Origin of the sequence: Micromonospora sp. NPDC048894 (assembly GCF_040649765.1) — a bacterium.
Lineage (GTDB): Bacteria > Actinomycetota > Actinomycetes > Mycobacteriales > Micromonosporaceae > Micromonospora > Micromonospora antibiotica.
On sequence record NZ_JBEZFY010000013.1, the window covers coordinates 1 to 22,613 of the forward strand.

General features: G+C 74.5%; 19 protein-coding genes and 1 pseudogene. 10 read left to right on the plus strand and 10 right to left on the minus strand.

Annotation, left to right across the window (positions count from 1 at the left end):
* Window positions 1-213: 213 nt before the first annotated feature.
* The gene (locus AB0C22_RS24380) at window positions 214-1,587 is read right to left on the minus strand and encodes a PQQ-binding-like beta-propeller repeat protein (RefSeq protein WP_357537204.1); all 1,374 of its coding nucleotides are present in this window, start codon (window positions 1,585-1,587) and stop codon (window positions 214-216) included.
* Between the two features lie 268 nt (window positions 1,588-1,855).
* On the opposite strand from AB0C22_RS24380, the gene AB0C22_RS24385 reads away from it, so the two are divergent.
* On the plus strand, window positions 1,856-2,593 hold the full coding sequence (locus tag AB0C22_RS24385; protein WP_357537205.1) for an isocitrate lyase/phosphoenolpyruvate mutase family protein: 738 nt from the start codon (window positions 1,856-1,858) through the stop codon (window positions 2,591-2,593).
* Between the two features lie 192 nt (window positions 2,594-2,785).
* Here the strand turns inward: AB0C22_RS24385 and AB0C22_RS24390 are convergent, their stop codons facing one another.
* Window positions 2,786-3,226: a hypothetical protein gene (locus tag AB0C22_RS24390; RefSeq protein WP_219460570.1), complete on the minus strand. Its 441-nt coding sequence runs from the start codon at window positions 3,224-3,226 to the stop codon at window positions 2,786-2,788.
* 186 nt (window positions 3,227-3,412) lie between these two features.
* Here AB0C22_RS24390 and AB0C22_RS24395 point away from each other — a divergent pair.
* The 6 genes and pseudogenes from AB0C22_RS24395 to AB0C22_RS24420 form a co-directional block, all read left to right on the plus strand.
* Window positions 3,413-3,571: pseudogene (locus AB0C22_RS24395) on the plus strand (RNase III inhibitor); the annotation flags it as partial.
* Between the two features lie 138 nt (window positions 3,572-3,709).
* Entirely contained in the window at window positions 3,710-4,279 is a 570-nt protein-coding gene (locus AB0C22_RS24400) for a sigma-70 family RNA polymerase sigma factor (RefSeq protein ID WP_219460563.1), read from the plus strand.
* Window positions 4,276-5,079, plus strand: a complete 804-nt coding sequence (locus AB0C22_RS24405) for a hypothetical protein (RefSeq protein ID WP_357537208.1) — start codon at window positions 4,276-4,278, stop codon at window positions 5,077-5,079. Before AB0C22_RS24400 ends, AB0C22_RS24405 begins: the two co-directional genes overlap by 4 nt.
* An 82-nt stretch (window positions 5,080-5,161) precedes the next feature.
* Window positions 5,162-5,962 (plus strand): ABC transporter ATP-binding protein, encoded by an 801-nt coding sequence (locus AB0C22_RS24410; protein ID WP_219460559.1) that lies wholly within the window; start codon window positions 5,162-5,164, stop codon window positions 5,960-5,962.
* Window positions 5,959-7,353, plus strand: a complete 1,395-nt coding sequence (locus AB0C22_RS24415; protein WP_255597538.1) for a hypothetical protein — start codon at window positions 5,959-5,961, stop codon at window positions 7,351-7,353. Before AB0C22_RS24410 ends, AB0C22_RS24415 begins: the two co-directional genes overlap by 4 nt.
* The gene (locus AB0C22_RS24420; protein ID WP_219460558.1) at window positions 7,350-7,940 is read left to right on the plus strand and encodes a hypothetical protein; all 591 of its coding nucleotides are present in this window, start codon (window positions 7,350-7,352) and stop codon (window positions 7,938-7,940) included. The genes AB0C22_RS24415 and AB0C22_RS24420 overlap by 4 nt, the downstream gene beginning before the upstream one ends.
* A gap of 181 nt (window positions 7,941-8,121) precedes the next feature.
* Here AB0C22_RS24420 and AB0C22_RS24425 read toward each other — a convergent pair whose 3' ends face one another.
* Window positions 8,122-8,913, minus strand: a complete 792-nt coding sequence (locus tag AB0C22_RS24425; protein ID WP_357537211.1) for an SDR family NAD(P)-dependent oxidoreductase — start codon at window positions 8,911-8,913, stop codon at window positions 8,122-8,124.
* Between the two features lie 135 nt (window positions 8,914-9,048).
* Between AB0C22_RS24425 and AB0C22_RS24430 the strand changes: the two genes are divergently transcribed.
* Together AB0C22_RS24430 and AB0C22_RS24435 are read left to right on the plus strand one after the other, a co-directional pair.
* On the plus strand, window positions 9,049-9,918 hold the full coding sequence (locus AB0C22_RS24430) for a hypothetical protein (RefSeq protein ID WP_219460552.1): 870 nt from the start codon (window positions 9,049-9,051) through the stop codon (window positions 9,916-9,918).
* A gap of 218 nt (window positions 9,919-10,136) precedes the next feature.
* A complete protein-coding gene (locus AB0C22_RS24435) occupies window positions 10,137-13,451 on the plus strand; it encodes a BTAD domain-containing putative transcriptional regulator (RefSeq protein WP_219460549.1) in 3,315 nt (1,104 codons plus the stop codon).
* A 76-nt stretch (window positions 13,452-13,527) separates the two neighbouring features.
* Here the strand turns inward: AB0C22_RS24435 and AB0C22_RS24440 are convergent, their stop codons facing one another.
* From AB0C22_RS24440 to AB0C22_RS24450, 3 genes are all read right to left on the minus strand, one after another.
* Complete coding sequence (locus tag AB0C22_RS24440; protein WP_208570499.1) at window positions 13,528-14,370, minus strand: AfsR/SARP family transcriptional regulator; 843 nt, start codon at window positions 14,368-14,370, stop codon at window positions 13,528-13,530.
* A gap of 469 nt (window positions 14,371-14,839) precedes the next feature.
* Window positions 14,840-16,168 carry an FAD-dependent oxidoreductase gene (locus AB0C22_RS24445; protein WP_357537213.1) on the minus strand — a complete coding sequence of 443 codons (1,329 nt, stop codon included), beginning with the start codon at window positions 16,166-16,168 and terminating at the stop codon, window positions 14,840-14,842.
* Entirely contained in the window at window positions 16,168-16,752 is a 585-nt protein-coding gene (locus AB0C22_RS24450; RefSeq protein ID WP_219460542.1) for a 4'-phosphopantetheinyl transferase superfamily protein, read from the minus strand. The genes AB0C22_RS24445 and AB0C22_RS24450 overlap by 1 nt, the downstream gene beginning before the upstream one ends.
* 401 nt (window positions 16,753-17,153) lie before the next feature.
* Between AB0C22_RS24450 and AB0C22_RS24455 the strand changes: the two genes are divergently transcribed.
* Window positions 17,154-18,173, plus strand: coding sequence for a methyltransferase (locus AB0C22_RS24455; RefSeq protein ID WP_357537215.1), 1,020 nt, complete (start codon window positions 17,154-17,156; stop codon window positions 18,171-18,173).
* Window positions 18,174-18,212: 39 nt separating this feature from the next.
* Here AB0C22_RS24455 and AB0C22_RS24460 read toward each other — a convergent pair whose 3' ends face one another.
* From AB0C22_RS24460 to AB0C22_RS24475, 4 genes are read right to left on the minus strand one after another with little or no spacing between them, the layout of a single operon-like run.
* Window positions 18,213-19,142 carry an acyl-CoA thioesterase domain-containing protein gene (locus AB0C22_RS24460; protein WP_357537217.1) on the minus strand — a complete coding sequence of 310 codons (930 nt, stop codon included), beginning with the start codon at window positions 19,140-19,142 and terminating at the stop codon, window positions 18,213-18,215.
* Window positions 19,139-20,398: a glycosyltransferase gene (locus AB0C22_RS24465; protein ID WP_357537219.1), complete on the minus strand. Its 1,260-nt coding sequence runs from the start codon at window positions 20,396-20,398 to the stop codon at window positions 19,139-19,141. The genes AB0C22_RS24460 and AB0C22_RS24465 overlap by 4 nt, the downstream gene beginning before the upstream one ends.
* Window positions 20,361-21,290, minus strand: a complete 930-nt coding sequence (locus tag AB0C22_RS24470; RefSeq protein WP_357537221.1) for an SDR family oxidoreductase — start codon at window positions 21,288-21,290, stop codon at window positions 20,361-20,363. Before AB0C22_RS24470 ends, AB0C22_RS24465 begins: the two co-directional genes overlap by 38 nt.
* On the minus strand, window positions 21,287-22,321 hold the full coding sequence (locus tag AB0C22_RS24475) for a ketoacyl-ACP synthase III family protein (RefSeq protein ID WP_357537223.1): 1,035 nt from the start codon (window positions 22,319-22,321) through the stop codon (window positions 21,287-21,289). Before AB0C22_RS24475 ends, AB0C22_RS24470 begins: the two co-directional genes overlap by 4 nt.
* Window positions 22,322-22,613: the final 292 nt, after the last annotated feature.

Sequence of the window (22,613 nt, forward strand, 5' to 3'; positions counted from 1 at the left end):
GAGATCAAACGCTGCCTCAAGCGCTACATCGCCCGAGACCTCTACCGACGCCTCGAAAACCCACCCCACCCACTTGACACGCCATAGGAGCGTCCGGTCGGCGACCGCGCCGACCGCACTGCCCCGACGCCACCCTGGCCGCCGACGGCGGTGAGCTGAGTGCCCCGGCGGATTCCGCCGGGGCACGTCGCCGCCGGTGCCCGGTCGTCAGGTTCAGAAGGTGTGCAGGTCCACCGCGAGACCGCCGGTGCCGGAATGGCTGACCGCGACCCAGTCCCGCCCCGCCCCGGCGAGCCAGCCGGGGTAGCGGCCGAGCTCACGACCGGTGCCGACGTCGTACACCAGCACCTGCGGTCGGCCGTCCTCGGCCCCGCTGACCGCCACCAGTCCCCCGGTGACCGCCGACCGCCAGCTCGCCGACGTGCCGGGCAGCGCCGGATCCGGCACGGTCCACCGGGACGCGCCGGTGGCCAGGTCGAGCAACGCCAACCCGCCCGTGTCGGCCTTGTCGCGCACCAGCACCGACCGGTCGTCACCATCGATCGGTACGCCGGCGGCGGCCCCCTTCCAGACCGTCGCGCCGGTGCGCAGGTCCACCAGTTGCGGTCGCTCGTCGGCGGTGACCGCGACGAGCCGGGTGCCGCTGCCGATCAGGGTCTGCCCGCTGCGGTCGTGGACCAACCGCTTGGCGCACTCGCCGTTCTCCCGGCGCCCGCTGTAGACCACCCCGGACCAGCCCCGGCCTCCACTGGCCGCCTGGACGCTGGTGATGCTGACCGTGCAACGCTGGTCACCCTTGGGCGGATCGTTGTCGGTGCTCACCAGCAGGTCACCGGCGACGAACCCGTACCAGGCCCGGTTCGGCAGCCGCCCGGCACCGGTCCGGCCGGTGGTCGGGGCGACGGGGGTGTAGGTGGCCGGGCGGTCGGACGTGCTCAGCCGTACCGCCACGTACCGGCCGGCAGCCGGCGCGTACGGCGTGCGCGCGCCGAGGGTCACGTCGCTCACCCGAGCGAACCGGTCGGAGGGCAGTTTCCACAGTTGGCGACCGGTCTGCACGTCCCGGCCGATGATCGCGCAGGTCGCCGACCTGCCGGTGCCGGCACATTCCCGGGCGTAGACGGCCCGGTCGTCGACGACGACGTCCTGGGTCTCCGCCGCCCGCCACCGGGTGACGCCGGTGGCCGCGTCGAGCACCTCCACACCGCCGTCGTCGTTGTCGCCGGCCACGATCGACCCGCCGACGACCACGTAGCGGTAGCCGGTGGTGAACGGGTGCCGCCACCGGTCCTGCCCGGTGGCGCGGTCCACGGCGCGCAGTTCCCGCTCGTCGGGCACGACGATGAGCTGCCCGACCTCGGCCAACTCCTGGTCCAGCCGCCGCACCGGTGCCGACCAGGCCGGCCGGGGGCCGGCCGGGGCGGGCGAGGCGCTGCCGTCGCGCAGGCTCTCCTGGGTCTCCTCGACCCGCACGGGTGGCGGCTGCGCCCGTTCGGCCCGGGGCGCGGCGCAGCCGACGAGCCCGACGACCAGACTCAGGGCGACGACGGCGCTGCGCCGACGGGCGGGGTGGTACGACGGCGACAACGGTCTCTCCCTCGATCGGCCGGCCAGAGCCGCCACCCTAGGGCCTCGACGCACACCCCGCCCGTCGATCGCCGGTGACCAGGCACGGCCGTCGGATAGCGGGTCCTCGCGGGTCGGCGGCGGCGTGCGGGGGCGGGCCCGTGCTCCCGGCCGGCCGGTCGTCGCGCGGTGCGGGTCGTAGGGTTCACCCCATGCCGACCAGCTGTCCTGACGCCGTCCTGAACGACTCTCCGTCCGGCCCACCGGCCACCACGGCGGCGGCGCGGGCGTGAGGGACTTCGCCGCACTCCACCGCACCGGCGATCCGTTGGTCCTGCCGAACGTGTGGGATGTCGCCTCGGCCCGCGCCCTGGTCGACGCCGGGTTCCCGGCGCTCGGTACGACCAGCCTCGGCGTCGCGGCCGCCAACGGCCTGCCCGACGGGGTCAACGCCGCCGACGCCGACACCCTGCGCCTCACCCGGAGCCTGGCGACCCTCCCGGTCACCGTCACCGTCGACATCGAGACCGGCTCGGTCGACGCCGCGGTCGCGGTGGCGCAGGCGGGAGCCGTCGGGGTGAACATGGAGGACGCCATGGGTCCGGCCGACACGCACGCCACGCTGATCCGCTCGGTGAAGCGGGAGGTCCCCCACCTGTTCGTCAACGCCCGGACCGACACCCACTGGCAACGCCCCGGCGACCTGACGGAGGCCCTGCGTCGGGTCCGGCGGTACGCGGACGCCGGCGCCGACGCCGTGTTCGTTCCCGGTCTGGCGGAGCCCGCCGACATCGCCGCCGTCGTGGCGGCGGTCGACGTCCCGGTGAACGTCCTCTTCCTGCCCGGACGGCACACCGTCGCCGCCCTGACCGAGCTCGGCGTACGACGGATCAGCACCGGTTCCCTGCTCTTCCGCGCCGCCCTCGCCGCCACGGTGGAGACGGCCCTGGCCGTCCGCGACGGCCATCCGGTACGCGGGGACCTTCCCTCCTACGCGCAGGTCAACGCCGGGCCCGGAGCCCTCTGACGCCGACGGACGGCGCACCCACCGGGGCCGCCGCCCCGCCCGGCCGACCGTTGCCACCGTCGTTCGGCCACCTGCCAACGGCCATCGCGTCGCCGGCCAGCCGGGTCGCCGGCCAGCCGGGTCGCCGGCCAGCCGGGTCGCCGGCCAGCCGGGTCGCCGGCCAGCCGGGTCGCCGGCCAGCCGGGTCGCCGGTCAGCGGCGGTGGGCGGCCAGGGCGACGAGGTACTGTCCGCCGCCCGCCTCGACGCTGGCGGTCACCGGCAGCCCGGGCACCAACCGGGAGAACCGGTCCACCAGCCAGTCGGCCGCCTCCTGGGCGTCCCGGCGGCTGGGGCAGCGGGCCACCAGTTCCCGGCCGCCCTTGCGTTCGAGCCGCTCGGCGACGGCGACCAGCGGTGCGGGCTCCACCACGCGCAGCCGGTCCGGCCAGGCGACGACCACCTTGACCGCGCCCTTGCGGGTGTTGCAGGCACGGTGCGCGAGCCGCTCGACGACCTTGGCCTTCCGGTCGGCGGTGCGGCTGTCGACGCTGGGCCCCCGGGGGTCGTTCACCGACCTGTCGGCGTCGACCGGCTCGTCGCACACCCAGCACCGCCAACCGTCGCGCTGGGCGACGTCATCGAGCAGACTCATCCGAGCAAACTAGCGTGGGTCAGCCCCCGCCGGCCGGCAGCCCCGGGCACGGCCGCCCACGGGGTCGCCGGACGGTGCCGGCGGGGACCGGCGACCCGGCGGGGCTTCGCCCTGATGTGTCAGGATTGTGCGATGGCAGTGATCGAGGTCGTCAAGGGTGACATCACGCGGGAGAACGTGGACGCCATCGCCACCGGCGTGTACGGCTACCCGCCCGACCGGGCCGCCCGCGTCGCCGTCGCGACCGTCCGGGCCACCCCGACGAACCTCGAACGGATCCGGCTCGTCGCGTTCGACGACGACACCCACGCCCACCTGCGGGACGCGCTGGCGGCGGCCGGATGACCCGCCCGGCCGGGACCGGCGACCCCGCCCTCCCCACCCCGGGTGGCCGGACCACATCGCACCGGTCGCGATCTTGGATGTGACGACGATCACGCGGAAGCCGGACCCATTGCCGGTGGACCCGTCGTCTGACCGGGTGTGAGAACAGACCTGGACGCGGCCGACGAGGGTGAACTCGTACGACGCGTCGCCCGCGGAGACAGGCGGGCGTTCGACGAGCTCTACCGGCGTACCGCGCCGTGGCTGGAGGTGCGCCTGCGCCGTCGCTGCGCCGACCCCGACGTCGTCGCCGAGGTGCTCCAGGACACCTACCTGGCGGTCTGGCGGGCGGCGGGCAGCTTCGCCGGTCCCCGGGGCAGGGACAGCGCCGGGGCGCAGGGCAGCGCCGTGGGCTGGCTGTGGACCATCGCCGCCCACCGCCTGGTCGACGCGTTCCGCCACCGGGCGCGCAAGGGCCGACTGCCGCAGGTGGAGCTGATGCCGAGCACGGCCCCGGCCGCCGAGGACGAGGTGATGGCCGCGCGGATCGGCCAGGAGTTGGAACAGGCCCTGCTCGTCCTGCCACCCGAGGTCCGGGCCGCGCTGCGGGCCACCGTCCTCGACGGGCTCTCCTCGCGGGAGGCGTCGGTGCTGCTGGGCGTACCGGAGAACACCGTCAAATCCCGTGTCCGCCGAGCCCGCATCGCCCTCCGGGAGGCGCTGTCATGACCGCCCACCCCAGCCTGTCCCAGATCGAACGCTACGCCGCCGGGGATCCGGAACTCGACGAACCCGGCGTCTGGGCGATCGAGGTGCACCTGGAGGACTGCGCCGACTGCCGCGCCCGGTTGGCCGGCAGCACCACCGGGGCGAGCCGGGCCGTGATCGACCAGGTCGCGCTGGTGCTGGACCGCGAGATCGCGACGGCGGCGGTGCCCGTCGGCCGCAGCCGGCCCTGGTCGGTGCTGCGACACCGCTGGTTCGTCGGCACGCTGCTGCCGTGGCTGGCGATGACCGGCACGGTGCTCGCGTGTGCGGCCGTACTCGGTGCGCTGTGGGTCGGCACCCCCTCGCTGGTGCTGCTCATCGCACCACTGGCACCGCTGCCCGGGGTGGCCGTCGCCTGGCACCGGCGGGCCGACCCGGCCTGGGAGCTGATCGCCGCCACGCCCGCCAGCGGTCTGACGATGCTGCTGCGGCGTACGGCTGCGGTGTTGGCGTTCGTCATTCCCGTGCTCGCGGTGGTCGGTGCCGGCACCGGGATGTCGCTTGCCCTGATGTTGCTGCCCTGCCTGGCGTTCACCGCCGCCACGCTCCTGTTGGGCACCCTCGTCGGGGTACGCCACGCCGCGATCGGACTGGTCACGGTCTGGACGCTCGCGGTGGTCGCCCCCAGCCTCGTCGCCGCCCGGCTGCCGGTGCTGCTGTCGGCGCAGAGCGCCCCCAGTTGGGCCCTGGCCACGGTCGTCCTGACCATCATGGCCCTCCTGCGGGCCAACGGATTCCGGCGGCTCTCCCACCACGGGTAACCCCCCACCCGCCACCCGCCACCCGGCCCTCCGGGCCGTATCCCACGCCGCCCCCAGGCGATCACTGAAGGAGATGACGACGATGCGTGCCGTGAGCGCGGTCGAGACGACCGCCACCACCTATCCCTGGACGATCCACGCGGAGGCCCTACAGGTCCGGGCCGGTCGGCACCTGGCCGTCAACGGCCTCGACCTGGCCCTGGGCACCGGCGTGCACGGGCTGCTCGGCCCCAACGGCGCGGGCAAGACCACGCTGATGCGGGCCCTGGCGACCGTCGTGGCCCCGGCCGGTGGCCGGTTGACGCTGCTCGGGCACCCGGTCAACGGCCGCGCCGAGCTGCGACCGGTGCGCCGCGACCTGGGTTACCTGCCCCAGCATTTCGGTTACTACCCCCGGTTCACGGTGCGCGAGTTCGTCGGCTACCTGGCCTGGCTCAAGGAGATGCCCAGGTCCGCCATCCCGGCGGCGGTGCAGCGGGCCATCGACCGGGTCGGGCTCACCGCCAGGGCCGACGCCCGGCTCAAGACGCTCTCCGGCGGCATGCTGCGTCGGGCCGGCATCGCCCAGGCCATCGTCAACGACCCGCGGCTGCTGCTGCTCGACGAGCCGACCGTCGGCCTCGACCCGGAACAGCGACTCGACTTCCGTGAGCTGCTGCGCGACCTCGGCACCGACAGTTGCGTGCTGGTCTCCACCCACCTGGTCGAGGACGTGGCGGCGGCCTGCACCGACGTCGTGCTGGTGAACGAGGGCCGCCTGGTGTGGCGGGGCACGCCCGAGGTGCTCGCCGCGCAGGGCGACGCGGGCCACGCCGGCGACAGCCCGGCGGAGCGGGGCTACTCCGCGCTGCTGCGTCAGCACCGCGCGGAGGCCGCCCGATGAGCGGGCGGACCGTCCACGCCGCACCGCAGCCCGAAGGAAAGCGGGGGGCCCGGATGAGCATCATGGGCATCGAACTGCGCCGCTCCGCCGCGGTCGGCGCTGCGCTGGTCACGGTGGTGGTCGGGGTCGGCGCGCTGTACGTGGCGACCGGCCGCTGGTCGAGTGGCTGGATGGCCCTGGCCCTGGCCATCCGGGAGTACCTGCTCCTGTTGTGGCCGCTGGCCCTCGCAGCCGGCGCCTGGCAGGGTCGCCGGGAGCACCGGGCGAAGGTCGGCGAACTGTTCGCCACCACCGCCCGGTCCCGCGCCGGGCGGATGCTGCCGGTGCTCGGCACGATGGCCCTCACCCTCGTGACCGCCTATCTCCTGGTGACCGTGGCGGGCATCGCCTGGATCGTCACCACCGCGTCGTACCTGCCCCTGCTGCACTTCGTCGTCGTCACCACGGTCGGTGCGCTGTCCCTGGTCGCTGCGGGGTGGCTCGGACTGGGGATCGGGCGGTTGCTGCCCGCCCTGGTGACCGCACCGGCGCTGGCGGTGGGCGGGGTGCTGCTGGTCTTCTTCGTCACCGTCGGTACGCCGGATCGGGTGGCCGCGGCGATCTCCCCGGCCCACGGCTCGGGCCCGTTCCACGACTACCAGACGATCGACAACCGGGTCAGCGGCGCGCTGGCGATCTCGATGATCACACTCGCCGCCACCGGCCTGCTGTTGTACGTCGCCGACGGCTGGCGGGTCCGGGCGATGGCGGTGCTGCCGGTGCTGCTCGGGTTCGTGGTGGCCACGACGGTCCTCCCCCACGACCGGGACACGCTCAACTGGCCGGTCGACCCGGTCGCGCAGGAGCTGGTGTGCACCGACGACACCCCGACGGTGTGCGTCAGCCGGGTCCACGCCAAGGTGCTCGACACGGTGACCCCGCTGGCCCGGGAGGGCCTCACGGCGCTGGCGAAAATGCCTGATGCGGCGGCCGTCGTGCACGAGGACACCCGCACGATCACGTTCGACCAGGTCACGCCGGTCACCAAGCCGGGTGTCGTCACGATCGAGATCCGAATCGACAAGCGGGGCCGGCTCGCCCACCCGGCCGCCGTGGTCCCCGAGATCGTCGGGCACCTGGGCGTCCCGTACGACGGCAAGTGCCAAGAGGGCGACGAGGTGGTCGAACGGGCGGCGGCCTACTGGCTCCTGGGCCGTGAGCCGCGGTCGTCCGTGGGGGTGGTTCCCGGCATGATCGAGGAGGACCCCGGGATCAACCCCGAGGCGGTCACCCTGTGGCGGGGCCTGCGTGACCTGCCCGAAGCGGAGGCGCTGGCCCGGGTCACTACGGTCCGCGACGCCCTGCGGGCCTGCCAGGATCCCACCGGGATGCTGTCGCGGAGTGCCCGGTGACCTGGACGCTGCTCTACCTACGGTCGCGACACGTGCCGCTGGCGCTGGCCGCCGCAGTCGGCGGGGTGGCGGTGCTCTGGGCGCTGTACCTGGCCTTCGCCAAGGAGCGGGACGTCACCCCGATGATGGTCGTCCTGACCGTCCTGCTGATGGTCACGGCGCTCGCGCCCACCCTCGCCGGCCCGGACGAGAACCTGGAGCGGACCGCGTCGGTGCGCTGGGCCTGGCGGCGCGCGGTGCACCTGCTCGCCGGCCTGCTGATCATCCTGGTGGTCCTGCTCGCCACGCGGCACACCGGAGCCCGGTTCGGGCCGGTCGCGCTGGTGGTCCGCGACGCCACCGGGCTGCTCGGTCTGATGGCGCTGTGCGCCACGGTGGTCGGCGCCGCCCGGTCCTGGTTCCTGCCACTGGGCTGGACCACCATCGCCGCCCTCTACCCACAGCCGGGCACCTGGGGAGCGGTCGCGACGTGGCAGGGCCAACCGCCCGACAGCCGGGCCGCCACGGTGGTGGCGGCGGTGCTCGCCATCGGTGGGCTGGTCACCTATGCGGTCGCCGGCCCGGCCCGCCGGGACCCGGCCGAGTAGTCCGCCGCCGACCGGCACGCCACCCGCACCGTGGGGTGGCGTGCCGGTCGACGGTCGCGCGGGCGGCGCTCCGGCTCGACCAGGCGCGCTGAGCCGCCGACGCACCGGCAACCGACCGGCGTGACGACCGTCGCCGGGCGCTGCCCACCGCCGTGGGCCTCGGCGCACCGGCCGACCGGCGTCAGGCCCCTCCCGCCCGGCCCGGTCCGGGCAACTCGACGCCGGTGAGCTGCGCGCACCGCAGGAGCAGTTCGTCCCCCAGCGGGTCGATCCGCGAGCGCTCCGGTCGCCAGTCCCGCGCGCTGACGTACCGTCCACTGGCCAGGGCCCCGGGGTCGACGTCCACGGCGAGGCGCACCATTTCCCGCGCGGCGTCGTCCGGGCTCGTCGGTGCGGCGTCGCCGCCCATCCTGGTACGCACCCAGCCGGGATCGACCGCGTTGCTCAGCACACCGGGCCACCGGCGGGCCACCGCGAAGGCGAGCGCCAGGTCCAGCAGCTTCGTCCGGGAGTACGCCTCGACGCCGTGCCAGGGGCGGGTGTCGTACCGCAGGTCGGTCAGGTCGGCCAGCCCGTCGGCGGCCATCGCCGACGACACGAACACCAGCCGCCCGGGCGGCGGTGACAGCGCCGTCAGCAGGTACGGCGCGAGCACGTTGACCTGGAACGTCGACTCCAGTCCGTCCCGGGTCAACTCCCGCGTCGGCGCGTCGAGCCGGGCGATTCCCGCGTTGTGCACGACGGCGTCGAAGCGGCCGAACGCGGCCAACGACCGGGCGAGCGCCGTGGTCTCCTCGATGGAGCGCAGGTCGCCGACCACGATCCCGGCCGCGGCCGGAACCGCCGCCTTGGCCACCACCGCCCGTTCCTCGTTGCGGGCGTGCAGGACGACCCGGTGCCCACGGGCGACGAGTTGCGCCGCGGTGCGCTGACCGATGCCGTCCACCGAGCCGGTGACGAGAATGCTGCCCATGGTGTTCCTCTCTGCGTGCCGCCGCGCGCCCCGGCGCGACGACCGAGGAAAGCTCCTGACACTTGGCGGCGGCTGAGCGCGGCCACCGACCGCCGCGCCAAGTCCGGCACAAGTGGTGCCTGCGTTGCTGTGGGCATGAAGAGACTCCTCGCCATCGGCCTGGCGCTCACCCTCAGCGCCGGTCTGACCGTGGTCGCGAACGGGACCGCGCTCGCCCGCCCCTACTGCGACGTGCCCGACCCGCCGCCGGCCTGTGACGACAGCCCGGCCGAGCCGACACCGCCACCGGTGGGCAGCGACAAGTATCCGATGGGCTGGCTGGAGTCGTGGGAGTACGTCGGCGGGGCGGTCCGGGTCAGCGGGTGGGCCAGTGATCCCAACGGCGGCCCGGTGCAGGTGACGGTGCAGACCGACGTACCACCTGCGGTGACCCGCCCGGCGAACCTGTGGCACGTCGAGCGGGGCGCGTTCGTCGGCTTCTCCTTCACGGTCCCGAGTTCGGCGCTGGCCGGGGTGCACGGATTCTGTGTCACCGCGAACAACGTGCCCGACGGCAGCCAACCGGTGCCCGAGGTCGCCCCGCTGTCCTGCCCGCAGTACCGCGTCACCCCGGCAGCGCCCAGCGCGTTGACGCTGTCCGCCGGGTACCAGGAGGGCAAGCGGACGCTGGATGTCACCTTCACCGACAACTCGGTGCGGGAGGACAACTACCGGATCGACCTGAGCTGGCTTCAGACCACCCCGGACGACACCCCCACCGATCCGGGGCTGCCGACCACCCCGCCGGGTGGACCCGCGCTGCCGACCCCGATACCCACCTGGGGTGCGCCGATCCCCACCACCGAGGTCGGCGTCGCCCGGGCGGTCATCTACGGCACCCCGGACACCGGACGACGTACCTGGCACTTCACCCACATGCCCCAGGCGTTCGTCCACGTCGTGGTGGTCTCGAACGAGGCCGGTCTGACCTCCCCCGCGCTCAGCGGGGGCATCTCCACCCGCTGACCTGCACCGCGCCGCGACGGGGTTGGCGTATCCCCTGATGTGTGGCGGCGGCCCGGCGGTGCCGAGCCGCCGCCGACGTCCCGTTCGGACACCGGACCTACGGGACGCCCGGCCACGGACCAGCGGGACACCCGGCCACGGACCGGGGCCCGACCGGAGCGGCCACGGGCGTCGGACGCGGGATCCCCCGGCCCCGCGTGCCCGGCTAGGGTCACCGGGTGACGACGATCGGCGTGTTCGGCCCGGTGCGGGCCAGCCGTGGCGGCGTCACGATCAACCTCGGCGCTCCCCGGCAACGCGCGGTGCTGGCCCGACTGACCGCCGGTGGCGGCCACCCGGTCTCGGTCGACCGGCTGATCGAGGATCTCTGGTCGGGGGACCCGCCCCCACGCGCCCAGGCCGCCCTCCAGGTGTACGTGTCGAACCTGCGCCGGGCGCTGGAGCCGGACCGTCCGTCGCGCACCCCCGCCCGGACCCTGCTCACCGCCGCCCCGGGGTACGCCCTGCGACTGCCGACCCCGGACGTGGACGCCTGGCGGTTCGAGGCGGCACTGCGGGCCACCACGCCCGAGCCGGGGCAGCGACCCGCAGTGGCGATCGCCGGGCTGGACGAGGCCCTGGCCTGCTGGCACGGCGGCAGCCCGTACGCCGAGTTCGTCGGGGAGCCGTGGGCGGACCGGGAGCACGACCGGCTGACCCAGCTGAGGCTGTCCGCCGTCGAGCAGCGGGCGGAACTCCTGCTCGTCCTGCACCGGCCGGGCGAGGTCGTCCGTGACCTCGACCCGCACGTGCGCGACCACCCCCTGCGGGAGCGGGCCGCCGTGCTGCTCGCGGTCGCGCTGTACCGCCTCGGCCGGCAGGCCGACGCGCTCGACGTGCTCCGTACCGTGCGGGCCACGCTGGCCACGCAGTTGGGCATCGACCCCGGCCGTGAATTGCGGAGCCTGGAGACGGACCTGCTGCGCCAGAGCCCACGCCTGGACAGCGCCGCTCCCGCGCCGCCCGGGGCGACCGTCAGGCTCCTGCCCGCCCCCATCGTCGGGGCACCCGAGACGCGCCCGGTGGGCCGGGCGGCGGAACTGGCCCGGCTCCGGGCCGCCGCCGCCCGGGCCGCCGTGACCGGCCTGGGCATCTGCTGGATCGGCGCGGAGGCGGGGGCGGGGAAGTCGACGTTGGCACGACAACTCGCCGACATCCTCACCGCTGACGGCTGGCAGCCGGTCGTCGGGCACTGCCCGCAGGTGGAGGGCGCACCGCCGGCGTGGGCCTGGCGCGACGTGGTCACCGCCGCCGGACGGCTCCTCCCCCTCGACGAGGCGGAGGCATCGGGCCTGCGCCTGCTGCTCGACCCCGAACCCACCGGCCGGGCCCGTGGCGAGTACGACGAGTTCCACCTGCGCGGGGCGCTGGCCGCCTACCTGGCCCGACTGACCGCGCAGGCCCCCGTGCTCCTCACGGTCGAGGATGTGCACCGCGCCGACGGGGAGACCCTGCGCATCCTTCGGCACCTCGTCGCCGCCCTCACCGCCGCGCCAATGCTCATCGTGGCGACGTACCGGCCGGACGAGGTCACCGACGACCTGGTGGGGGCACGGGCGGCGCTGGCCGCGGTGCCGGCGGTCGATCTCGCGCTGCACGGCCTGGACGGGGAAGCCGTCGCCGAGCTGCTGCGCCGGCACGGGGTGGACAGCACCGATCCCGAGCTTACGCACACGGTCGGACAACGGTCGGCGGGCAATCCCCTGTTCACCATCGAGCTGGCCAAACTGGTCGCGGCCGAAGGACCGGCAGCGGCGCTCGACGGCGTGCCCGCCGGCCTCGGCCACGTGCTGGCCCGCCGACTGGCGCGACTGCCTGCCGACGCGCGGACGGTGCTGCGACACGCTGCGGTGTTCGGTGCCGAAGCCGACGTCGACACCCTGCTCGCACTCGACGGCGGCCCGGAGGAGCCGGTCCTCGACGGCCTGGAGGCCGGAGTGACCGCGGGGCTGCTCGTCGAACCCGCGCCGGGTCGGGTGCGGTTCGCCCACGCCCTGATGCGCGACGCGCTCTACCACAGCGTGCCGCTGCTGCGCCGCACCCGGATCCACGCCCGCATCCTCACCGTGCTGCGGGAACAGGGCAGCGACGACGCGGCGGCGCTGGGGCGGCATGCGCTCGCGGCCCTCACCCGGTCCACCGCCGTCGACGCCATCGGTCATCTCGCCACCGCCGCCCGTCGCGCCGGCGACCTCGGCGCACCGAGGGAGGCCGCCGCGCTCTGGGCCGGTGCGCTGCGCGCCGTCGGCCTGGCCCCGGCCACCGACGCCCGGACCCGGCTCGACCTGCACCGCGAGCTGGCCGCTGCCAGCGCGCTCGCCGGGGACGTGGTCGGCGCCCGCGCCGCCCGCGCCGAGGCGGTACGACTGGCCACCGGCGTCGGCGACCCGGCAGCCGTCCATGCCGCGCTGACCTGCATCGACGCCCCGGTCACCTGGACCATCCGGCCCGACCGCCTGGTCGACGCGCCGCTGGTCGGCCTGCTGGAGCAGGAGTTGACCCGGGTCGGTCGGGACCGTCCGGTGCTGCGCTCGCGCCTGTTGAGCACCCTCGCGTTCGAGATCGAGGGCGCCGACCTGGGCCGTGCCGACGAGGTCACCCGGGAGTCCCTCGCGTTGGCCCGCCGGCAGGACGACCCGGCGGTGCTCTGCCGCGCGCTCAATGCGCGCTACTTCGTCACCGTCGCCCCCGCGTACCGCGCCGAACTGCCCGGGGTCGGCCGGGAACTGCTGGCGACGGCCGAAGCGGCAGGGCTGACCGCGTACCGCTGCCAGGCCCACCACATCCTCTACCAGGCGGCGCTCGCCGACACCGACTTCGACCGGGCCCACCACCACGTCGACCGGGCGGTCGAGGAGGCCACCACCGGGCAGCTCGGCCTGATCCTCGCCGTCATGGGCTGGTTCACCGGCCTGCGCGCCCTGTTCCGGGGCGACCTCGACGAGGCGACACGCCGGTACGCGGAGATCAGTGACCGGATGGGCCGCGTCGGTGGCCCGAACGCGGCGGCGATGGGACTGATGGGCCGGTTCACCGTGCTGACCGCCGTCGGGCGTGGGCACGAGGTGATCGAGGAGCTCCGGCAGGTGCACGCGCGGGTGCCGGACGACGCCCACGACGTGCTGGCCCACGCCCTGCTGTCGGCCGGTGACCACGACGCGGCCCGGGCGGTGTGGCGGCCGGACGCGCCGATCCGCCCGGACTACCTGTGGCTGTACTGGATGACGGTGCGTGGCCAGGTCGCGGCCCGCCTCGGCGACGCGCCCGCCGCCCGGCGCTGCTACCGGGAGTTGACGCCGTGGGCGGGGCGCTTCGCCGGGCTGGAGTGCGGCTCGATCTCACTCGGACCGGTGGACCAGACCCTCGCCGAACTGGCCGCCGTGCTCGGTGACCCGGCCGCCGCCGCGCACCGGGCCGCCGGGCTCGACCTGGCCCGGGCCGTCGGCGCGGTGCCGTGGTGCGACGAGTCGGCGTACGTGCCGGTGCCGGCCTGAACGGTCCACCAGGCCCGCTCCTCCTCGACCGGCCGTTGGCTCCCCGCGTCGCACGAGGGCGGTGCCTGCGCGACGGCTACCGCACGCGGGGACGCTGCAGGACGAGGTGGTCGAGCAGCTGGGTCAGCCCGTCGTCGCGGGGTGCCACCTCCAGCGCCGGATCGTCCGCGAGGACCGCCTGCTGGAGCAGGTGCAGCCGCTTGGACGGCTCCAGCCCCAACTCCTCCACCATCGCCGTACGCAGCCGGTGGAAGACCGCCAGGGCCTCCCGCCGCTGGCCGCTGCGGTGCAGCGCGACCATCAGCTGCGCGCACAGGTTCTCGTTCAGCCCGTGTTCGGCGATCAGCAGGGTGAGCTCAGCCAGCACGTCCTGGTGGTGGCCGAGCCGCATCCGCGCCTCGATGCACTGCTCGAGGGTGTTGAGCCGGACCTGTTCCAGCGCCTTGAGCCGGGGCTCGGCCACGGTGCCGGCCCGCACGTCGGCCAGGGCCGGACCACGCCAGAGCGCACAGGCGCGCACCAGCAGCGCCGCCGCGTCGACGTTCTCGCCGGCTGCCAGGGCCCGCCGGCCGGCCGAGGCGAGCTGTTCGAACAGGCGCAGGTCGAACTCGTCGGCACCGACCCGCAGGACGTAGCCGCCGGGCACGGTGACCAGCACCCGCTTGGCCACCTCGGAGACCGGCACGCCGAGCAGGCCGGCGAAGCACTTGCGGATCTGCAGGACGTACGTCTGGAGCGTCGTCAGCGCGCTCACCGGCGGGGACCCGCCCCACAGCTCCTGGATCAACGCGGAGACCTGCACGGTCTGGTCGGCGTTGAGGAGCAACAGGCCCAGCACGCTGCGGGGCTTCGGGGCGGTCGGTGTGGTGACCGCCCCGGCGTGGGCGAGCACGAGCGGTCCCAGGATCTGGATTTCCATGGCCCCTCCCCCGAGAGCGGTCCGCCCTCTTCTCGACGTGCCGTTGCGGGGATCCGCATGAAAGCGACAGCCTTACCCATCACCATAGATAAGCGTCAGTTCCAAGCAGAATTCACGTCTTTTCGTTCCGTGATCGTGCGCGGTTCGACTGAGAGGCTAGCCGGTTTTGGGGCGACCGTCGCAGATTGCTCAAGCCATCTTCGAGGAGCGATGGAAAGCCCGAGGTCAGACCGCCAGGAGGGGCCGAGAAGGCCGGCCCGGCGGGCCCACCGGCCAGGCCCCGGGCGGGTCGTCACCCGGGCTTTGGCCCGCGACGGCACATCGGTTCGGCGGCACCCCGCACCGCCGCCCGACAACACCACACCGAGCAGCAGAAAGCCCTTTTGTCCACACATCAACACCATTGACAGTCTTCACTCATAAGGGGTTGGTCGTGCGGAAGGTCCGACTGCCGCGCCTGCGGCGGGGGTCAGGCCCGGTGCCGGCGCAACACGGCGGCACCGACCCGCCAGAGGATGTCCGGACGACGCAGCCGCGCGGGCCCGGTCGTCAGGTTGACGACCTCCAGGAAGGCCCGGTGCACCACCTCGTCGGTCACGGTCGCGTGCTGGACCGCCTCGGCCAGGCCCCGGCGCAGCCGCCACCCGAACGGCCGGGCGGCGGTCACGTGCGGCAGGTAACGGTCCTGCGCGGCGGAGAAGTCCCAGGCGTCGTCCACCACCGCCCGCACCCGCCGGAAGTACGCGTACGCCGGCCCGTCCACCGCGCCGGGCTCGGCCAGCCACTCGTCCAGCGCGACCGCCTGGATGGCCGCCACCGAGATGCCCTGACCGTAGGTCGGGTTGAACGAGGCGACCGCGTCGCCGATCGCCACCAGGCCCGCCGGGAACCGGTCCAGCCGGTCGAACTCACGGCGGACGCTGTCCGGGAAGCGGTGCACGTACACCTCGCTGGCCGGCTCGCACACGTCCGGCAGCAGCCGCAGCGGGGTGGCCGGGTTCGACCGGCAGCGGGCCAGGAACTCGCCCAGGTCACGGCCCGGTCGCCGGTCGCCGTAACCGCTGACCAGCGTCAGCCAGCGATCGCCCTCGACGGGGGTCATCGAGCTGGGACCGTTGCGCGCCCGGCTCGGCGTGTGGACCGAGTAGACCGCCACGTGGCCGGCCAGCCGTTGGCCCGGCTCCCGGTGGAACAGGCAGGTGGCGTAGCCGAGGTCCAGGGCCATCCGACGCTTGGCCGGGGCGGGGTAACCGAGCCGACCCAGCCAGTCGGCCAGCCGGCTGGACCGGCCGGTGGCGTCCACCACCAGCTGCGCGCCGTGCCGCTGGGCGTCGGTGCCGCCGGTCGGGCGGACCAACGCGCCGTCCACCCGGCCGGCGGTCGCGGTCAACCCGACGGCGGTGCCCCCGACCAGGGTCACGTTCGGCAGCGCCAGGACCCGCCGGCGGATGTGCCACTCCAGGAACGGACGGGACACGCTGACCACGCTGCCGCCGCGCACCGGGACCTTCGCCCGGCCGTCGAGGAACCACTGCGCGCCGCCGGGACCACTGCCGACCAGTTGGCCACCCTCGCGCACCAGCTGCCGGACGAAGCCGGGCAGCAGCCGGTCGATGACGGTCCGGCCCCGGCCGAGCAGGGTGTGCGCCTGGCTGCCGTGCGGCGCACCCCGGCGGATCACCGGCGCGTCCACCAACACGTCGGGTTCCACGATCCACACCTGGTCGGCGTGGTCGGCCAGGACCCGGGCGGCGATCATGCCGGCGACGCTGCCACCGAGGACGAGAGCGGTCCGCATCAGCGGCCGGGGACCGGCCGTGGGTGCCCGGGGCACGCCGGCGCGCTGGCGAGCGCCAACACGTGGCCGGACAACTCCCGGTGGGTCACCAGGACCCCGGGATCGTCGACGGCGGGCCGCCAGGCAGGTGGTGCCGGTGGGGCGGTACGCCGGCGCAGCAGCCGGCCACCGCGCAACCCGGTGCCGTACACCTTGGCCACCGCCTCCTTGCCGGTCCACAGGGCCAGGAAGTCGACGCCGAGGCGGTCCGCCGGTCGGCCGCGCAGCCAGTCGGTGTCCTCGGGGGCGAACCACCGTCGACTCAGACCGAGCGCGGGCAGCGGACGCACCTCCTCGACGTCGACGCCGACCGGTCCGATCCGGGACACCGCCACCGCGACCAGGCCACGGGTGTGACTGAGGCTGGCGTGCCAGCCCGTGGCGACGCCGCACAGCACCGGCGCACCCGCCGCCGAACGCTCCACCGCGATCGCGGCCGGCGGGGCACCGGCCATCGCCGCGACCGTCTCGACGAGCAGCGCACGGGCGGCCGGCCGGCCGTCGCCCGCCGTGCGGCGCAGCCGTACCACCAGGTCCGGCGTCACCACGGCACGCCGTGCCGGCCGGGGACGGCCCCGGGCACCCGCCGGGCCCTGCGCCGCCCGCGACGACCCCGGGCGGGGCGCGGCCCGGTCCGGGCGGCTCCGACGGCACCCATTCAATCCCCCACCGCCCGCATTTCCGATAATTGTCAGCACGCCCTGGTTAATGCGAGGATGACCCGGGTCGAATTGACGATACCGAGGCGTGGGCGGGCCCGGACCGCACTTCTCTCGACATTCACTAGAGGTTCGGTGGAGAACGATTATGCCGCGGCAGCGACAGGGCACGGAAGGGCATTGCCCCCGGCGACGGGGGCCGGCCGCACCGCCGTGGGGACGGTCGTCGGGGTGGGCCCGGTCGGGTCGCCCGGCCCCGGTGCGGGCCGTGGCGCGGGGAGCCGTCCGTGGCGCGTGACGACGAGTACTTCCGCAAGCGGCTGCTGAACGTCCTCTGTGCCACCTGGACGGCGCAGGCATGCTCGGTCTTCGCCCTGCTCGGCCTGGCCGACCGGATCGCCACGGGCACCACCGGCGGCGCCGCGTTGGCTGCCGCCGCCGGGCTGGACCCGGTCGCGCTGCGCCGGTTGCTCGCCGCGCTCGCCGACGCCGGCGTCCTGCGCCAGACGAGTCCCGACGACTTCGTCCTGTCCGGCATGGGGGAATACCTGCGCACCGACGTCCCCGGTTCGGTCCGCGACACGGCCGTCCTGTACGGCCAGGAGGTCTTCGCCTCGTTCGGCGGCCTGCTCGACACCGTCCGCACCGGCCGGCCGGCCTTCACCGACCGCTTCGGTGAGCCCTTCTACCAGTACCTGGGCGGGCATCCGGAGCTGGCCGCGACGTTCAACGGGGCGATGGCCACCGCCCCGGAACCGCCGCCGCCCCCCGCCCGGCTGTTCGACGACGCCCGTACGGTGGTGGACCTCGGCGGCGGCGACGGCGGCCTGCTCGCCGACCTCCTGCGGGCCCGCCCCGAGCTGCGCGGAGTCCTCGTCGAGCTGCCCGAGGCCGCGGCCCGGGGACGTGCCCGGCTCGCCGCCGCCGGGGTCCTGGACCGGGTCGAGATCGTCGTCGGCAGCTTCTTCGACCGGGTGCCCACCCACGGCGACCGGTACGTGCTGCGGCGGGTCCTGCACAACTGGAACGACGGCAACGTCGCCCGGGTGCTGGCCCGGGTGCGCGCGGCGATGCCGACCGGGGCGCGGCTGCTGGTGCTGGAGGAGCTGCTGCCGGCACAGCCGCAGCAGACCGGAGCCGGCGCGGGCACCTGGGGGGCGCCCCGCAACCGGATCGTGGATCTGCTGATGCTGGTCCTGATGGAGGGCCGGGACCGCACCGCGGCGGAGTACGGCCAGCTCCTCGCCGACGCCGGCTTCGCCGTCACGGGCGTCACCGACGGCGCGATCGAGGCGGTACCGGTCTGAGGGCGGCGGCGGGCCGTCCCGGGTCCGTCGTTCCCCGGCTCAGCGGGCGGGCCGGGTCAGCAGCAGGCCCTCCTGGGCCACCGTGGCCACCAGGTCGCCGTCGCGGGCGTACAGGCGGCCGGTCGCCAGGCCACGACCGGTGGCCGCCCACGGGCTGTCGCAGTCGTACAGCAGCCACTCGTCGGCCCGGCAGGGCCGGTGGAACCACACCGTGTGGTCGATGCTGACGCCGAGGTCACCCGGACCCCACTCGGTCGCGTGCCCGGCCACCATCGCGCTGAGCAGCAGGGGCAGATCCGAGATGAGCACCAGCGCGCCGGCGTGCAGCGGCCCGTCGTCGGGCAGCCTCCCGGCCACCCGCACCCAGGCCCGGCGGTGCGCCTCACCCGCCCGCTCCCCGTCGGTCCGCCCGCCGGGCGGCGGGCCGAGGTACCTGACGTCGAACGCGAAGAGCATGTCCTGCACCGCGGCCAACCGGCCGGGCGCGTCGGCGAGCAGCCGGGCCAGGGTCGGCACCTCGTCCGGTGGCGGGACCTCGGGTGCCGGCCGCCCGTGCGCCGGCCCGGTGCCGGGATCGTGGAACGAGGCGGTCAGGAAGAAGATCGGGGTGTCACGCTGGAGGGCGACCACCCGTCGGACGGACATGGACGGGCCGTCGCGCAGGGCCTCGACCAGGTAGGTGACGGGCCTGCGGCTGTCGCCCGGCCGGGTGAAGTAGGCGTGCAGCGAGTGCACCGGTCGACCGGACCGCACGGTGTGCGCGGCGGCGGTCAGCGCCTGCGCGGCGATGAGCCCCCCGTACCGGCGGGTGGTGCCCCGCGTCGTGCCGCGACCGGAGAACACCCCCGCGACGGGCACCAGCCGGTCCGTGGTGACCGTGGCGGGGTCGACGGTCACCAGGTCGAGCAGCCCGACCACCTCCTCGACGACCGCCCGGGCCCGGTCGGGGGCGGCTGCTCCGCCGCTCATCCGGCGAGGTACTTGTCGACCTCGTCGGCGGCGACGAGCGTGCCGTGGGGTTCCGCGCGCATCTGCTCGCCGAGCTGTACCGCGCGCCGCCGCAACGCAGCGGTGGTCAGGTGGGACATGCCGGAGCGCAACACGTCCTCGGACAGGTCGGTGAACCGCACGTGCACACCGACGCCGAGCCGTTCCAGCTGGCGGCCCCAGAACGGCTGGTCGGCGTAGGAGGAGCAGACCATGGTGGGGATGCCGGCACGCACCCCGGCGGCGGTGATGCTGGCGCTGCCGTGGTGCACCACCATGGCACAGTGCGGCAGCACCAGGTCGTAGTCCACGTAGGGCACCACCCGCAGCTGCGGTGACGTGGACGGCGCGACCCCGGCCAGGCCCCAGCCGGTGGCCACCAGGGCACGCACCCCCAGCGACCGGCAGACCCGCTCGATGCCCGCCATCATCGCGGCCGGATCCGCCACGTGCGTGCTGCCGAACGTCAACAGTGCCGGTGGTTCGCCCGCCGAGAGCCACCGCGCCAGCTCCGGATCGAGGGTGGACATCCCGGCGCGGTGCAGGTCGTCCGGGGTCAGCCGGAGGTCACCGACGATCGGACGGTAGGCGTCCCAGGTCAGGCCCGGCACCAGGGTGGGGCTGTAGCCCTGCAGTTCCAGCGGCCGCCGCAGCTGCTTCGGGTGCGGCGGCATCGGAGGCAGCCCGAGCTGGCGACGGAAATCGAACATCAGGTCCCGCCGGTACCGCCAGGCCCGCCGGGTGTAGTGCAGGTAGGTCGCCCGGTTCGCCTCGGGGGTCGGCAGCGGGTCGACGGACACCAGCGGATGCGGCACCACGTCGTTCGGCCGCGACGGCGTGAGGTCGTACGCGATCAGCGGGACGTCGTGCGCCTCGGCCAACGTCGCGGCCCACTGCTCGCTGACCACGGCACAGACGATGGCCTCACAGCCGGCGGTGAGCTGAATCGCCTCGTCGCCGAACCGCCGACCGTAGTCCCGGTACGCCTCGATCGTGATCTGGAGGAAGGAGTCGAGGGTGCTCTTGGTGACCCACTCCCGGCCCCGCTCGGTCTGCATCATCGACTGCTGGTTCCACCCGACCGGCACCACGTCGAGCCCCAGCTGCCGGGGCAGGTCGACCAGGTTCATCGACGCCCCGACGAGTACCTCGTGGCCGTGGCGGGCCAGCTCCGCGGCGAGTGCCGTCAGCGGATAGACGTCACCGCGGCTGCCGAGCGCCAGGACGGTGATGCGCATCGTCGTTCCCCTCCGGTCCTCGGTGCGGCGTCGACGGCGTCGACCCGTCGCCTGCGGTCAGGTCGGTGGAGAACGCGATCTCCCGCTGCTCCTCCAGGTCCGCCAGCCGGGCGGTCAGTCCGCGCCGGATCGCGGCGTACGCGTCGCTGCCGAGCGCGAGCCGCAGCGGGACGGTCGGCCCGGTGGCGACGTCGACCACGGCGGCGGCCATCCTGGCCAGGTCGCCGCGGCACGGCAGGCGACCGTCCTGCGCCCGGCGACGCAGGATCGCCGCCGGGGTGCCCGCGTAGGCGGGCGACTCGGCGGTCAGCTCCTTGCTCCGCCCGAAGAATCCGGTGCTCACGGTGCCGGGCTCGACGATCGTCACGCCGATGCCGAAGCCCTTCACCTCGGCGGCCAGTGACTCGAAGAACCCCTCCACGCCCCACTTGGTGGCGCAGTAGACGGCCGTGCCGGGCGACCCTCGTTGCCCGGCCATGCTCGAGATCTGGATGATCCGCCCGCCGCCCTGCGCCCGCAGGTGCGGCAGCACCGCCTGGGCCAGGTGGATGGGGCCGGTCAGGTTGGTCCGGAGCTGCCTGTCGACCTGCTCGCCGCTGGCCTCCTCGGCCGCGCCGACCAGCGCGTATCCGGCGTTGCTGATCACCACGTCGATCCGGCCGAGCGCCCGGGCGGCGTCGTCGACCACCTGCCGGATCTGCTCCGGATCGGTGACGTCCAGTCGGGCCGTCCACAGCGCCTGCGCCGAGGGGGGTCGCAGGTCCGCCAGGGTACGCGGATCGCGGGCGGTGGCCGCCACCGTCTCACCCCGGGCGAGCAGCTCGGTCACCAGCGCCCGGCCGAGACCGGCCGAGCTCCCGGTGACGAGCCAGGTACGTGCGGGCCCGGTCATGCCCCGGCCCACGCCGGGACGTCGAGGATCTCCAGGACCGCGCAGGACAGGGTGGCCGGCGCACCGCCGTAGAGCAGCAGGTGGTCACCGGCGGCCAGCTGCCCGGTGACCAGCAGGTGGTTGAGCGACAGCAGCTGGTCGCTCGCGCCGGTGTGCCCGACGCCGCGCCCGAACTGCCAGGTGGTGCGCTCCATGGTGATGCCCAGCGGCTCCACCAGGTCGTGCTGCACCATGTAGGCGGCGGAGTTTCCGCAGATGACCCGGGTCATGTCGGTCAGCTTGCGGTCGGCCTCGTCCAGCGTCCGTTCGATCAGGTCGAGCCGGGCGCGGGTCCTGATCTCGGCGGCGTCGGTCAGCGACATCACATTGTTGCGGAAGTGCTCGGCACGTTCGCGCATGTCGATCGTGCGGCCCTGCGCCGCCAGCGGCGGATACAGCGGCTCGCCGCCGCGGTACAGCGGCTCCACCTCGGGCACCACGACGCTGCCCACGGCGCGCAGCCGGGCGAAACCGGTGTCGCGGTCCAGCAGCAGCGCGCTGCCGGCGTCGCCCAGGATGAAGCCGGGCGCGGAGTTCCACCGGTCGATCAGCGGTGTGCCGAGGTTCTCCGCCGTGGTCACCAGCACCGTCCGGCCCGCCGCCGCGACGGCCAGGTGCCCGGCGGCGATCTCCAGCGCCGCGAACACGCCGTTGCAGCCCAACCGGACCTCGAACGCGGGGGTCGACGTGCCGACGACCTCCCGCTGGATGTACGGGCCGGGCAGCCACATCTCCGGACCCTGGTGGTGGATGGAGGCGTGCAGCACCAGGCCGATCCCGGTCGGGTCGACGGCGGCCCGGGTCAGCGCCTGCCGGGCCGCGTGCACGGCCATCTCCGGCGGTGAGACGTCCCCGGCGATGCCGACGCCGGTCAGCCGGTTCTCCAGGTAGGAGGCCGGGCTGTAATCCCCGCGCCGGGCGGCCTGTCCGGCGTCGGTCACGGGCGGTTGAAAGACACCCAGCCCGGACAGGTGAACGTTGGTGATCTTCAACCGCGTCTCCCGGATCGGCCGGCCATGGCACCACGTCCGCCATTCTTCAAGGACTGTAGTGGCCGTCCACGGGGGCACGGCGCACGTGACCTTGACGCCGGACTGAGAACTGCTTGAATCCGGCCGCCGTTGCGACTTCAGCACGCATGGAGGCGACCGGTGTCGCATTGACCGCCGCGAGTGGCCGTTGCTAACTTCGGGCCACGCATCGGGGAGATCTGTCGTCGGCTGGCGTGATGGCGCTGCGGGTCGTCGGTGACCACACACGACGTCGTCGATTGACGGCAGTTCG